The following is a 13,477-nucleotide window of genomic DNA, read 5'->3' as shown; positions in this document are numbered from 1 at the left end:
ATGCCCGGTTTTTTTATAAGCCTACTTCACTTAACAAAAAAGTCAGAATTGTAATAGCCGCAGTTCCAAGCTGCATTTCACGCGGATGAACTTGATCAAATGTATCATTATCTGAATGATGAACATCAAAATATCTTTGAGGATCGGGATAGTAACCGAATTTTGCTTTCACATTTTTGATTCTTGAAATATCGACTCCGGTTCCGCCCGGTCTAATCCAATCTATAGTTGCCTTGTTTAGTATCGGTAGCCATTCTTGTAAGTTTTGCAGAGTGATTGAATCAGCATCGGTTGTAAATCCGCGTGGAGTGAAAACACCACGATCCGATTCGATTGCAGCTAGATGAATTTCATTTGCATTATGTGAAGAATCGGCATAAGCTAAAGCTCCTTTTATACCGTTCTCTTCATTTATAAATAAAACGCATCGTATAGTTCGCTTAGGTTTTATCTCAAGACGCTTGAAAAGATCCAAAACTTCCATTGTTTGAATACATGGACCACCGTCGTCGTGTGCTCCGCACCCCTTATCCCAGCTATCCCAATGTCCACCGACAACAATAATCTCATCGGGAAATTCTGTGCCTTTTATTTCAGCAATTACATTATAAGAATCAACCATCCCATAGTTATCGCAATCCATTTTAATGTTGATTTGAAGATTGGGATCTTCTTTTATTGCTTCACTTAGAAAATCTGCATCTATTAGTCCAATCGCTGCCGCCGGAATTTTTGCTAGTGAATCTACATAGCCCAAAGTTCCAACGTGAGGAACATTATCATATTTAGAAGTTACGGAACGAACAATTGCAGCCACTGCACCATATTTGGCTGCTTCACTTGGTCCGCTTCCTCTTTGATCAACTGCATTACCATAAGCCGCGAAAGTATTTACTAACGAATTCTTATATGGACGATTGAAGAAAACTATTTTACCTTTTACTTGATCAGCTTTTTCGGCAAGTTCAGAAAATGTGTGAATTTCTATAACTTCCGCAGTTATTCCATTCTCCGGAGTTGGAACACTTCCGCCGAGTGAAGCAATTTCCAATTTTCTATTATTATATTTTTCTGATTTCGTAATTACCGCTGATTCAATTGTACCTCTATCCCATTTCGGAACCATCACTGGCTGTAACCAAACTGAATCCAAATTCATCTTTTCAAATTTTTCCTTAGCCCAGTAAATTGCCTGCATTGATTTTTCGGATCCACTTAATCTCGGACCGATTGTTTCGCAAAGTTCCGCAAGCCAATCATATCCAACCATATCCGTTAGTGAAGTTGCAATAATTTTATCCGCAATTTTGGAATGCTCTTCAAGTAATAATTTTGATGGAGTTGTTTGGGCACAAGAAGTACTAGTTAGAATGGAAAAAATAATTAATAAATAGATAAGAATTCTGGAATACACATTAACCTCTTAATTACTAAAAAATTTTTCAAAGTTAATGACTTTAAAGCAAAAAAGCCTGTCAATTGACAGGCTTTTAAATCATCAATAAAAAGTAAGACTAGTTTACTTTAATTTTTTTATCAAGGATCATTTTTGCTAATTCAGCAGTGCCATTTTTAGAAATGGTTTTTAATGCACTTGTAGTAACTTTAACCGTTACAAATTTATTCAATTCTTTGACCCAGATTCTCTTTTTCTGCAAATTCGGTAAAAATCTTCTCTTAGTATGATTATGAGAGTGAGAAATACTATTTCCACTTTTTGGTCCAACACCAGTAATCTGACATCTTCTGGCCATTTTAGTCTCCGTTTCTTGAAATTTTACAGACTTCAAATATAACAAAATAGAAATAATAGCAAAAGAGAAAAATCATCTAAAAGTGCAAAAAAATGACTATTGTCGACTGCCGAGTTCCCGGTCAAGTAAAAATAATCCGTTTTTATTATCTCCGATCATTTCGAACTTATTTACAATATCTTCAACCGAAGACACTTCTTCAACTTGTTCGGTTACAAACCAATGTAAAAATATGTTTGTGGAATGATCTTTTTCCGTTAAAGCTAAATCTGCAAGATCATTAATCATTTTTGTGATTTTCTTTTCATGGGTTAGGGCTTCTTCAAAAGCTTGTTTTGGTGAAGTCCATTTACCTTTTGGTTTGTCGATAGCTTGTAAATCTACTTTTGCTCCTACACTGTTCAGATATGTATAAAATTTCATCGCATGAGTATATTCTTCAGTGGATTGCTGGCTCATCCAATGAGCGAATCCTCTCATATTTGTGTTTTCGAAATGAGCCGCCATTGACAAATATAAATACGAAGAAAATAACTCAGCGTTGAGTTGTTTATTGAGTGCATCTTGCATTTTTTTAGAAATCATTATCGCCTCCAATTTATTATCTTTGTTGAAATATTTTATAGAACTTAAAATATGATTTTATATCCTATTATTCAATCATTGTAACTACGGGAAACTTACTATGAAAACCTTTTTGTTAATATTCGTTTTAACCGCATCTCTATATGGAGAACCGATCGACTCTAAATGGATAACGGAATTTGAAAAATCTAATTTCTTGAACACCGCTGATTATGAAAACTCAATAAAATATTTCGAACAATTCGCGGATCAGTTTGATGAAATTGAAATGCGAGAATTTGGAGTTAGTCCACAAGGGCGAAAATTATTTTATCTAATCATCGATAAAGAAGGGGACTTCGATCCAAAAAATAGAACTAAGCCAGTTGTATTTATAGAAAACGGAATTCATTCGGGCGAAATTGAAGGTAAGGATGCATGCAAACTTCTCTTAAGAGAAATCTTTATTGAAGAAAAAAATAAACATTTACTTGATAATGTAACTCTGATAATTGTGCCGGTATTAAACGTTGATGGGCACGAAAGAAAAAGTAAATATAGTCGGATCAATCAAAATGGTCCGGAAGAAATGGGATGGAGAACTACAGCTCAAAATTATAACCTTAATAGAGACTTCACTAAAGCCGATGCTCCTGAAATGAAAGCTCTACTAAAATTATTTTCTACGTGGAAACCGGAAATCTTTATTGATTCGCACACAACGAATGGTTTGGATTACCAATATGTAATGACATATGGAATTGAAAAATTTCAGAATACAAGAAAGGTCATCGCGGATTGGGTTAAAAATGATTTCGTAAAACTATTTGAGTCGGATATGGCTGAACGTGGATTCTTAACAGCTCCATATTTTTCTTATTTATCAAAAGATTACTATTCAACCAATCCGCTTGAAGGTGTAACCGAGTGGGTTTCAACACCACGCTTCTCACACGGTTATGCAGCTTATCAAAATAGAATTGGATTATTGTTGGAAACGCACATGTTAAAACCATATAAAGATCGAGTATTTGCAACAAAAGCAGCATATGAAATTGTACTCAAATTAGTCAATGATAACCCGAATAAATTTACGGATCTGATTAAACAAGCTGATCAAGAAGCAGTTAATGATTACTTCATTAATAAAAAATATATACCATTAACATTTGCTTCAACTGAAAACTATGAAAACTTTCTCTTCAAAGGATATGAATTAAAAAAATACAATAGTGATATAACCGGAACCGAGTTAACAACTTATTCCGATAAAAAGTTTGAACTCCCGATTCAATATTTCAATGAAAAGAAAGTCACGGATTCGGTATCTGTTCCCGATGGATATATCATTCCCAAAGAATGGACTCAAATCGTTGATATTTTGAAATTACACGGAGTTATGATCGAGGAAATTGAGAATGCAAAAGAATACGTTATTGAAAGATATAATTTTACCGAAGTAGAGTTCTCAAAAAATTCATTTGAGGGAAGACAGACAGCTAAAACTAAATATGAATCATCAATTGATACTATTAAAGCAAAAGTGGGGGATTATTTTATATCGACAAATCAAAGATTAGTCCCGCTCATCGTATTTTTAATGGAACCCAAAAGTTCGGATTCATTTTTAAGCTGGGGATTTTTCAACCAAATATTTGAACGAAAAGAATATTTCGAATTCTATTCAATGGAACCAATTGCAAAAAACATGTTCGAAACAAATGAAGAATTAAGAAATGAATTCTTGATGAAATTGGAAAACGAAGAAGAATTCAGAAAGAGTGCTTATGCAAGGTTGAATTTCTTTTATGAAAGATCACCATACTTTGATGAAAAGTATAAGATATACCCGATACTAAGGATTATAAATGAGTTATGATTTTTTCCCGATGCTGCTAGCCGGTATTACTCTTGGATTTTCAGCCGGTATTTCGCCGGGACCGCTTATGGCATTAACGATTTCTGAAACTCTTAAGTCCGGAACGCGAGCCGGTTTGTTTGTAGCTTTCGTTCCGTTAATTACAGATTTACCTATAATCGTCGGATCTATTTTTATAGTTTCTAAATTACAAAACATAAATTTATTGTTAATTGTTATTTCAGTTATCGGGGCACTATATCTATTTTATCTTGGTTACGAGAATATAAAAATAAAACATGTTGTAATGAGTGAATTCAAAACGAATAATTCTTCATTCAAAAAAGGAGTGATTACAAATTATACAAATCCGAATCCGTATATTTTTTGGATTACAATCGGAGGACCGATTTTAATTACTTCCTTTAATTATTCCTTAATTAACAGCATAACATTTCTATTTACTTTTTACTTCTTCTTAGTCGGTGTTAAAGTTATAATTGTATTTATTGGTACAAGATTCAAAGTATTCTTCGGTAGCACTAAATATATTTTTATAATCAAGTTTATGGGTTTGCTATTAATTCTATTCGGAATGATTTTATTGTATGATGCAATTGTTTTAATCAATCTATAAAAAATCTATTTGGAAATATGAATAAATACAACTTCTTTTATATATTCTATTGATTAATAAAAAGAAATGGGATAATCATGAAATATTTTACAATAATCACAATTCTGGTTTTAAGTTTTGTATTAATAAATTGTTCTTGTAACTGCGGCCAGGAGGATATTGACTTAATGGTGCATATGAAATTTGAATATAAAGACGAAGTAAACACTTTTGAAAATTACTTGAAGAAAGATTTGGTGCAAGACGGAGTTGCCGATACAAGTTTTGCTTTTTCAATTGAACAAAAACATCAAATTTTAGCAGTAGCTAATGAGATCGGATTTTTTGATTTGCCTGAATCGATTGAATCCACGGTGGATTTTGAGCAAGAACCATCACCGGGTGAGCAGATGTTAAGAATTAAATATGAAGATTGGGATCATACCGTAAAATGGTTTTCACCAATAGGCAAGTCTGACAACGAGACGAAAATTAAAAAACTCTCATATTTTATTATGAAGATAATTATTGAATCACCTGAGTATAAAGCACTTCCAAAACCAACTGGTGGTTATTTATAAAATTTGAAAGATGAAAAAAATAATTAAGAATCTAATTTTATTTTTGTTTTCCACAATACTTACATTTATCATTTTATCAACAATTATTGTTTTCATATTTTATTGGTTCAATCCTCCGACTACAGCTTTCATTCAAGCTAAATCCACACACAATCTATTTGTTTCGGTGAATGATTATGAATATGAGTGGAAAAGTTTAGACAAAGCTTCTTTGTATTTTCCTCTTGCTGTTATTGCTTCAGAAGATCAAGCTTTTTTTGGCCATAGCGGCTTCGATTTCAAACAAATACAAAAAGCAATGGATGATATCGAAAGAGGCAGAAGGTTCAGAGGTGCGAGCACAATTTCTCAGCAGACTGCCAAGAATCTTTTTCTTTGGGAAGATCAATCATACATTCGTAAAGGATTTGAAGCATACTTTACACTTTTAATTGAATTGCTTTGGAGTAAGAAAAGAATTCTAGAAGTATATATAAACGTATGTGAACTTGGTAAAGATGTTTATGGTGTCGAAGCCGCTTCACAGTTGTATTTCAGAAAATCTTCGGAGAAAATAAATCAAGCTGAAGCGGCATTATTAGCGACGGTCCTACCTAAACCGTTGGTGAGGAATCCGGCTAGACCTTCACATTATATGATAAATCGGCGTGAAGATATAATGAGACAGATGAATAATATAGGCGGTAGGGAAATGTTGAAAAATGAACTATGATGCTTTGCTATTCTTTTGTGAATCTAACAAGCATGTTCTGCAAGTACAATCTTCGTAAATTTCATCATACCCATAATCAATTGTAATTTCTTCTTCCGGATAAATATCTCTAGCCGAAACTAAGTTTAATGATTCTTCATCTCTATCCAGAACTTCACAGTTAGGGTCGCAATCATGATTTATATATCTAATCTTACCGAATTTATTTGTATCGATGTAGCATTCATCGCCATTCCAAAAAATATAAACATTGTTCTCTTCTTCCTCACGGCGTTCGCATTCGTTACCGTCAATAACTTCGCCTTCAATCACTAATATTAATTCACCTTTGGGAATAAAAGAAGCTGCGAAAATACCTTTACCGTGAATTTGTGAGTCACGAACTTCAACACAATTTTCCCAATTTCTACTGTATTTCATTTGTTTCCTTCTTAACATCCCCGGTTAGCTTAACAATTTTTTGGAAGATGACTTCTTCGGTGGAACCACGCATAATTGGAAAGTTATATTTGTATGTAGGAATATCTGTCTTTCTGCTGTAATCAAAACTTTTAAGTACATTATCTTTTTCATCGTAGTAAATTATTTGTATCATACTGTAACGCTGATATTCCTTACTGAATAGATAATATGTTTTCGTTTTATAAATTCTTCCATCAACTGATTCAATAATAATCGGGGGATTATGTTTTTCCATCACCCAAACATAAACATCGTTTCCTTTAAACCCGCTAAGATCACGTTTCTCCATATAAGTGACAGAATGACCGGATCGAGTTATCAACTCCCATTCATCTTCGGACTGTGCATTTAGACATATAAAAATTACGAGTAACAATAATAGTTTCTTCATATTAACATTCTCTATAATTAATGAGCACAAAGATAAGAGTAATAATTTGTTTTAGAAAGTATGAACTTCATTAAATTTTTATTTGAAAGATCATATTTGCAAAAGAGCAGAAAATTAAAAGACATTGAGATGCCTTTCTGAGATATTATTTTGTAATTAAATATGTGGATATCAAGTCGGAAATAGTTAACTTTCATAGATAATCTTCATTTAGTGAATTAAATACCTAAACTAATATAGGTTGACACATGGACAAAAACATCAAACTGGAAATTAAACTTCCAAAGATTCCTGACATTGAACTTGTTGCATTAGAAGGTCTTGAAAGAATGGGAGGTCATCTCGGTATATCGGATGATAAGATTGGTGAAGCAAGAATACTTGTAACAGAAGCAATCATTAATGGTCTTGAACATTCTGGTGAAGAAAATCCTTATGTAAATGTTGAGTTTACCATGACAAAGGAGAAACTGATAATCCTTGTAACTGATTACGGTAAAGGATTCGAGCCTGAAAAAGTAGCCGATCCGGAAATTGGTTCTAAAATTCACAGCAGCAACAAGCGCGGCTGGGGTTTAAAGCTTATGAAATCAATGTCCGATGATTTCATAATCGAATCCGGTAACAATGGTACAAAAATTACAATTATTAAAAATTTAGTCTAAGAGGAGATAATATGGTTTCTGAATTTAAGTTAAACTCGGAAGTTAAAAATGATTGTGTAGTAATTAGTACTTCCGGTTATGTAAATAACCTCGGGGGACAAAAAATAGTAGATGAGTTTAATTCACATCATCAAAATGGTTTGAATAATTATGTGCTCAATCTTGCTGAATCTAAAGTCGTTAATTCTATAGGAATTTCATTTCTTATCGAAGTAATAGAAAAGTTGAATGATTCAAGCGGTAAGTTGGTCTTTACAAATCTCGATCCTTCGGTTGATAAAACATTTACAATAATGGGACTCTTCCATTATGCTGAGAAAGCGCAAAGCGTTGAAGATGGAATTCAACTATTAACAAATAATAAAGCCAGTTAATAAATATTGATGACTGAATCCGAAAGTTATAACGCTCTGCTTGATCGGCTTTCGCTTCAAGTAAATTCTTTCCAGGAAGGCTTTAGAATTCTTTCCAATTCCAGAAGTCTTACTGATATTGGGAAGAATTTTGTTCATTTATTGAGAGGCAATTTACTAGTATCCGATATTAATTTGTTTCATAAATCCAGCGAAGATGAAGAGTGGATTAATTTGTATATCCAAAAAGTTGAAAGCCAATCATACACATCCAATTTAAAAATTTCAGAAACACTTTACATAAACTATGCAATGGAGTTGGACTATAAAGTTTATTCGACTTTAAGATGTATTGATAATTCTTTCTTTGGAATAATTGTCGGTAGAAAAATTGATAATACGGAGTTTAATTCACTTGATGCAATAACACTTCAAATTTTTACTCGTTTACTTGATAATGCTTATCAATCCCATCTTGCAAGAGTTCGCGAGAAGAATTTAATCTTCTCACTTAACCATAAAGTTCTGCAATTAAATAGCCTGGTGGATACAGGTATCGAGATATCTAAACTGGAGAATAATACACAGCTTCTTGAATTAGCTTTGGAGAGAGCGGTTGCATTAACTAATGCATCAAAGGGAATCATGAGAATTATTCGTGATGAAAAAGTAATCGCAACACTTCGTCTTCCGAATACAATCAATGTTGCCGAAACACTTAAATCAAAAGATAAAATTGAGACACAAGTTGACTATAGAGGTTACAGCTATATCGTAACTTTAGTTGACAAAGAAAGCCGAGATGGTAATGCTAAGTTTGATGACACAGACGAAATACTATTAACCGCATTTGCACGACAAGTCCACAGTGCTGTTGAAAACAAAGAACTTCATAAAGAAGCTCTGGAGAACGAAACTATAAAGAAAGAATTGTCGGTAGCTTCAACAATTCAAAAGAAAATTATTCCTGAAACTTTGCCGGTAATTGACGATTACGAAATTGCCGGTGTAAATATTTCGTCAAAAGAAGTTGGTGGAGATTATTACGATTGCAGAGTTCTTCCGAATGGTAATGTTGCAATGGTAATGGCCGACGTTGCGGGTAAAGGTGTCCCGGCATCGCTGCTAGTCAGTTCACTTAGTGCTTCGCTTCATGCATATCTAGAAACAGAAATATCCTTAGATGATCTTGCAGTAAAACTTAACAAACTTATTTACCAATCTTCCACAGCCGATAAATTTATAACATGTTTTATCTCCATCCTTAACCCCTCAACCGGCGAACTGGATATTATAAACGCCGGGCATAATCCTTCACTTCACTTAAGAAAAAATAAGGTTCTTGAAAAAATAGAAGCCGGTGGAATTGCTCTCGGTATGTTCGACATGGGTTTGCCTTTCAAATCCGAGAAACGAAGAATTGAAAAAGGTGAAAGAATATTAATGTTCACCGATGGAATTCCCGAAGCAATGAATGAAAACGATGAAGAATACTCAGATGAGCGTTTGGAAAAATTTTGTATAGATAACTGCTTTCACGATGCAGAAAAATTTATAAATGAACTTGTTGCCGATGTTCGAAGCTTCACAAAAGATACACCCCAAAGCGACGATATTACAGCACTTTATCTTATAAGAAAAAGTTAAAAAAAAATTATTTGATAAATGGACACAATCTCCATTTATGATTCAAACTTAAGTGAGGGTGTAATGCATAAGAACTATCTTCGTAACAATCTCATCAGAACTCTCTTTTTTTTACTTATTACCTTCAATCTAATTACGTTAGCTCAGGATGACTACTTGTATGAAAATATATCTGTAGCCGAGGGTTTGTCAAGTTCCAGTTTAAATCCATTTGAAAATATTTATCAAGATAAGTATGGTTTTATGTGGTTTGGCACTCAAGATGGCTTGAATAGATATGATGGTTATGATTTTGTTATTTATAAAAACATTCCTAACGATTCGACAAGCTTACCATCGAGCAATATTCAAACTATCGCAGAAGACTCAGAAGGTAATTTATGGATCGGTACACCCGGAGCAATGAGTGTTCTGAACAGAAGGGAAAACAATTTTACAACTTTTCCTATTGATCAAGGTAATAATAATTTACAACAAGATGTCGCAATCTTCCGTACACTCGTAGATTCTAAAAATAACTTTTGGATTACCACCCAGGGCAGAAGTGTTCAAAGATGGAATGTTTCGCTTAAAAAATGGCAGATAGTCCCGGTTATGATGAGAGTGGAAGGGGTTGATACTCTTGTAAAAAGTTATTCTGCACCTACCATAGGCATACGTGAATTACGTAATGGAAACTTACTAGTATCAACATTTAACAGTGGAATATACTTTTATAATGAAAGTAGTAATCTCTTTGAACCGTTTAACTTTGCCGGGAATGAAGTTCCTGATGGCATAGTCGAAATTTATGAAGATAGAGGCGGGGCTATTTGGCTTGCAGGTAGAGAAACTCTTATCGAGTATAATCCGAAATCATTTAGTTTCGAATATAAAAATGATCTGGATAGATTTAGGTCAATTGCCGGTGAAGCGTTCTACTTTAATATAAATGAACTTGAAGACGGAAATTTTCTATTATGTTCTATACCACATGGATTAGTAAAATTTGATCGTACATCAGAAAAATTTGAGATAGTTAAACTAGGTGGTGAACTTGATCAGAGAGGTGTCGGAAAATTCGCTTTCAATAAGTTCATAGATAAGTTTGGTGTTTATTGGGTTGGAACCGGAGGTAACGGAATTCTAAAGTTTGATCCAAATCGTAAACCGTTTAGACATTATTCTTTCCCGAATGATAATCCAAACCAAACTGCACGACCTATCACTTCAGGTGCTAATCTAAATAAAAACAATACTAATGAAGTCTTGATCTCTACTGATAGGTTTGGGTTTTTCAAATTAGATCTAATCGAAAAATCAATTGACCGCGTTAATATTCCGATCCCATCAATTTATACGGATTCAGCTAATGTTTATTCTTTTGTTATTGATGATAATAAAAAACTATGGTTTTCCAACTCGATACACAAAATATCAAGCTATGATTTAACAAACGGGAAAACAGAGACTTTTAGAATTATTCAAGGAAATATGAACACTGGTGGTGGAGAATTTATAAGAAGGATGGAATACCTTCCTAAAAATAAACTAATGCTTTCAACATCAATCGGTGGCTACATATTTAATACAGAAACTAAAAGGCTTGAAGAATTGCCTTCCACAATGAATAGAAAATATAGTGAACAATTTATTAACGATGTAAAAAGTTTTATTAAAGAAAATGAAGCTGTTGTTTCTATGACGAAAGCAGGAGAAGCCGTAGAACTTTCTCAGAAAATTTCTATCACAGAAGAAACTGATTTTTTAGTCATTTGTATGGGTGAAGGAAATCACCCTGTTGGAATATTTGATTTCGGCGGGATTACAAACTCATCCGGCGAATCGATTTGGGTGATGGACGAAATTAAAAAAACATTTCATGCTGATGGCGGTTATAAGAACCGATTGAGCATCCATACAGTTAATCTCAAGCCAGGTGAATACACTGTTTTTTACAAAACCGATGTTGGTCACTCTTATGATAATTTCAACGTCCAACCTCCCTCAAATCCTGAATGGTACGGAATTCAATTGATTAGAATAGATCCGGATAAAATAGATGATTTGAAATCTAAAATTGCTATTGAAGAAAAAAATAATGTGGTCCCCGATATCTATGGTATTTCTTTTGCTTTAAGCAGTAGAAAGTATCCAAGTGATTTGTGGGTCGCAGCAAACTCCCTTGGTATTGTTAGATATGATCTTACTAATGGAAAGTTTAAACAGTATCCGATTGATGTTCACAATTCAACTAACTTCGGGACGGATTTTATTTTTGAAGACAGTAAAGGACGATTGTGGGTAACAGTAACTCCATCAGGTTTTTATCGTTTTTTGCCCGAGGAAAATAAATTCATTTCAAACGCTTCAATTCCTGATTTGCCAAATACCGGAATAAACGGAATGATCGAAGATTTTCAAGGAAGTCTATGGATAAGCACAACAGGAGGAATCACAAAATTATCTGAACATGAAGACGGAAGTTGGTCGACTTCTAATTATGACAGTAAGGATGGTGTTACCGGTGGATTTGGAAGAGGAACTCTTATAACTAGAGACGGCGAGATTTTATTCGGTACCTTTAATGGATTGACAGCATTCTATCCAAGTACTGAAAACACAAGTGAACCAATTCCGGTCATCTCCAATATTAATGTTTCCGACATATCAGTTTTCAATTCAGAAAGTAAAATTAATCTCGAAAAATCCATCTTTGATATCGATCAGTTAAACTTATCTTATGCACAAAATGACATCTCTTTTGAATTCTCTTCGCTCCACTTTTCCAGACCTTCAAAAAATAGAGTCAGTTATATGTTGGAGGGTTTTAATGAGAATTGGATTTTTACTGATAAAAATTTCGCATCATTCACAAATCTTGATCCGGGTGATTACAAATTAAAAATTAGAGCATACAGTGGCTTTGGAATTCCGAGTTCATCTGAAAGAGTTTTGAATATTACAATCGCCCCGCCTTGGTATAGAACTACAATTGCTTACATTAGCTACGGATTTCTATTCATCGTTTTAGTCTTTGGTATAGATAGAGTACAGAGAAGAAGAATTCTTCGACAGGAAAGAGAAAAACAAAAAATTCAAGAAGCAGAACTTAGAGCTGTTGCAGCGGAAGCACAGGCTAGAGCAATTCAAGCCGAGAATGATAGAAAATCCAAAGAATTAGAAGAAGCGAGACAACTACAGTTATCAATGCTACCAAAAAAATTACCGGACCTTCCAAATTTGGATATCGCTGTTTATATGAAAACCGCGACCGAAGTTGGTGGTGATTACTACGACTTTCATGTTGGAATGGATGGAACACTTACTGTTGTTGTAGGGGATGCAACCGGACACGGAATGAGAGCCGGAACAATGGTAACCGCAGCAAAAAGCTTATTCAGCACACATGCTGCTAATCCGGATATACTCTTTACGTTTAGTGAAATATCAAGATGCATCAAGCATATGGATATGCATTTGTTGACAATGTGTATGACAGTTATGAAAATCAATCAGAACAAAATGATTATGTCCACGGCCGGAATGCCGCCCACTTTAATTTTCCGTAATCATACTAAACAGTTAGAAGAAATCACATTAAAAGGTATGCCGCTTGGCGCAGTTGAATCTTTCCCTTATGCTATCAAAGAAACCGAACTAAACACCGGTGATACCTTGCTAATGATGAGCGATGGATTCCCTGAGCTGTTCAACAATGAAAAAGAACTCTATGGATATGAAAGAGTCCAGAATGATTTTCATAAAGTTGCCGAAAAATCACCGGAACAAATAATCGAACGACTTAAAGCAAATGCTTTTGAATGGAGTGGTAATTCTGAACCTGATGACGATGTGACTTTCGTCGTAATAAAAGTGAAATAAATGAGGTCAA

At 34.0% G+C, this 13,477-nt stretch carries 13 protein-coding genes; 8 read left to right on the top strand and 5 right to left on the bottom strand.

The annotated features are described in order from the left end of the window. Nucleotides 1-13: 13 nt before the first annotated feature. The 3 genes from QY331_10080 to QY331_10070 all read right to left on the bottom strand — a co-directional run bounded on the left by QY331_10080 (nt 14) and on the right by QY331_10070 (nt 2,339). On the bottom strand, nt 14-1,414 hold the full coding sequence (locus QY331_10080; GenBank protein WKZ68301.1) for a M20/M25/M40 family metallo-hydrolase: 1,401 nt from the start codon (nt 1,412-1,414) through the stop codon (nt 14-16). A 100-nt stretch (nt 1,415-1,514) separates the two neighbouring features. Next, nucleotides 1,515-1,754 (bottom strand): 50S ribosomal protein L28, encoded by a 240-nt coding sequence (gene rpmB / locus QY331_10075; GenBank protein WKZ68300.1) that lies wholly within the window; start codon nt 1,752-1,754, stop codon nt 1,515-1,517. 96 nt (nt 1,755-1,850) lie between these two features. Next, on the bottom strand, nt 1,851-2,339 hold the full coding sequence (locus QY331_10070; GenBank protein WKZ68299.1) for a ferritin: 489 nt from the start codon (nt 2,337-2,339) through the stop codon (nt 1,851-1,853). A 100-nt stretch (nt 2,340-2,439) separates the two neighbouring features. On the opposite strand from QY331_10070, the gene QY331_10065 reads away from it, so the two are divergent. The 4 genes from QY331_10065 (at nt 2,440) to mtgA (ending at nt 6,085) form a co-directional block, all read left to right on the top strand. Beyond that, on the top strand, nt 2,440-4,197 hold the full coding sequence (locus QY331_10065) for a M14 family metallopeptidase (GenBank protein ID WKZ68298.1): 1,758 nt from the start codon (nt 2,440-2,442) through the stop codon (nt 4,195-4,197). After that, entirely contained in the window at nt 4,187-4,813 is a 627-nt protein-coding gene (locus QY331_10060; GenBank protein ID WKZ68297.1) for a LysE family translocator, read from the top strand. The genes QY331_10065 and QY331_10060 overlap by 11 nt, the downstream gene beginning before the upstream one ends. Nucleotides 4,814-4,980: 167 nt before the next feature. Beyond that, on the top strand, nt 4,981-5,373 hold the full coding sequence (locus QY331_10055; protein ID WKZ68296.1) for a hypothetical protein: 393 nt from the start codon (nt 4,981-4,983) through the stop codon (nt 5,371-5,373). Between the two features lie 10 nt (nt 5,374-5,383). Further along, complete coding sequence (mtgA, locus tag QY331_10050; GenBank protein ID WKZ68295.1) at nt 5,384-6,085, top strand: monofunctional biosynthetic peptidoglycan transglycosylase; 702 nt, start codon at nt 5,384-5,386, stop codon at nt 6,083-6,085. Here the strand turns inward: mtgA and QY331_10045 are convergent. Both QY331_10045 and QY331_10040 read right to left on the bottom strand, forming a co-directional pair. Further along, entirely contained in the window at nt 6,080-6,505 is a 426-nt protein-coding gene (locus QY331_10045; protein ID WKZ68294.1) for an SET domain-containing protein, read from the bottom strand. The genes mtgA and QY331_10045 overlap by 6 nt on opposite strands. Beyond that, complete coding sequence (locus QY331_10040) at nt 6,492-6,938, bottom strand: hypothetical protein (protein ID WKZ68293.1); 447 nt, start codon at nt 6,936-6,938, stop codon at nt 6,492-6,494. The genes QY331_10045 and QY331_10040 overlap by 14 nt, the downstream gene beginning before the upstream one ends. 248 nt (nt 6,939-7,186) lie before the next feature. Between QY331_10040 and QY331_10035 the strand changes: the two genes are divergently transcribed. From QY331_10035 to QY331_10020, 4 genes are all read left to right on the top strand, one after another. After that, entirely contained in the window at nt 7,187-7,603 is a 417-nt protein-coding gene (locus tag QY331_10035; protein ID WKZ68292.1) for an ATP-binding protein, read from the top strand. Between the two features lie 11 nt (nt 7,604-7,614). Next, entirely contained in the window at nt 7,615-7,977 is a 363-nt protein-coding gene (locus tag QY331_10030; GenBank protein ID WKZ68291.1) for an STAS domain-containing protein, read from the top strand. A gap of 9 nt (nt 7,978-7,986) precedes the next feature. Further along, nucleotides 7,987-9,603, top strand: a complete 1,617-nt coding sequence (locus QY331_10025) for a PP2C family protein-serine/threonine phosphatase (GenBank protein ID WKZ68290.1) — start codon at nt 7,987-7,989, stop codon at nt 9,601-9,603. 63 nt (nt 9,604-9,666) lie between these two features. After that, nucleotides 9,667-13,467, top strand: a complete 3,801-nt coding sequence (locus tag QY331_10020; protein WKZ68289.1) for a SpoIIE family protein phosphatase — start codon at nt 9,667-9,669, stop codon at nt 13,465-13,467. The last annotated feature ends 10 nt before the right edge of the window (nt 13,468-13,477 follow it).

The organism is Melioribacteraceae bacterium (assembly GCA_030584085.1).
Taxonomy (GTDB): domain Bacteria; phylum Bacteroidota; class Ignavibacteria; order Ignavibacteriales; family Melioribacteraceae; genus SURF-28.
The sequence above is the reverse complement of the archived record's forward strand: the minus strand, read 5'-3'. Positions and strand labels throughout refer to the sequence as shown.

Excerpts from the sequence above, each read along its gene's own strand:
- QY331_10020 (WKZ68289.1), top strand. The coding sequence starts at position 9,667 with ATGCATAAGAACTATCTTCGTAACAATCTCATCAGAACTCTCTTTTTT.
- QY331_10070 (WKZ68299.1), bottom strand. The coding sequence starts at position 2,339 with ATGATTTCTAAAAAAATGCAAGATGCACTCAATAAACAACTCAACGCT.
- QY331_10040 (WKZ68293.1), bottom strand. The coding sequence starts at position 6,938 with ATGAAGAAACTATTATTGTTACTCGTAATTTTTATATGTCTAAATGCA.
- QY331_10060 (WKZ68297.1), top strand. The coding sequence starts at position 4,187 with ATGAGTTATGATTTTTTCCCGATGCTGCTAGCCGGTATTACTCTTGGA.
- mtgA (WKZ68295.1), top strand. The coding sequence starts at position 5,384 with ATGAAAAAAATAATTAAGAATCTAATTTTATTTTTGTTTTCCACAATA.
- QY331_10045 (WKZ68294.1), bottom strand. The coding sequence starts at position 6,505 with ATGAAATACAGTAGAAATTGGGAAAATTGTGTTGAAGTTCGTGACTCA.
- rpmB (WKZ68300.1), bottom strand. The coding sequence starts at position 1,754 with ATGGCCAGAAGATGTCAGATTACTGGTGTTGGACCAAAAAGTGGAAAT.
- QY331_10035 (WKZ68292.1), top strand. The coding sequence starts at position 7,187 with ATGGACAAAAACATCAAACTGGAAATTAAACTTCCAAAGATTCCTGAC.
- QY331_10030 (WKZ68291.1), top strand. The coding sequence starts at position 7,615 with ATGGTTTCTGAATTTAAGTTAAACTCGGAAGTTAAAAATGATTGTGTA.
- QY331_10025 (WKZ68290.1), top strand. The coding sequence starts at position 7,987 with ATGACTGAATCCGAAAGTTATAACGCTCTGCTTGATCGGCTTTCGCTT.
- QY331_10055 (WKZ68296.1), top strand. The coding sequence starts at position 4,981 with ATGGTGCATATGAAATTTGAATATAAAGACGAAGTAAACACTTTTGAA.
- QY331_10065 (WKZ68298.1), top strand. The coding sequence starts at position 2,440 with ATGAAAACCTTTTTGTTAATATTCGTTTTAACCGCATCTCTATATGGA.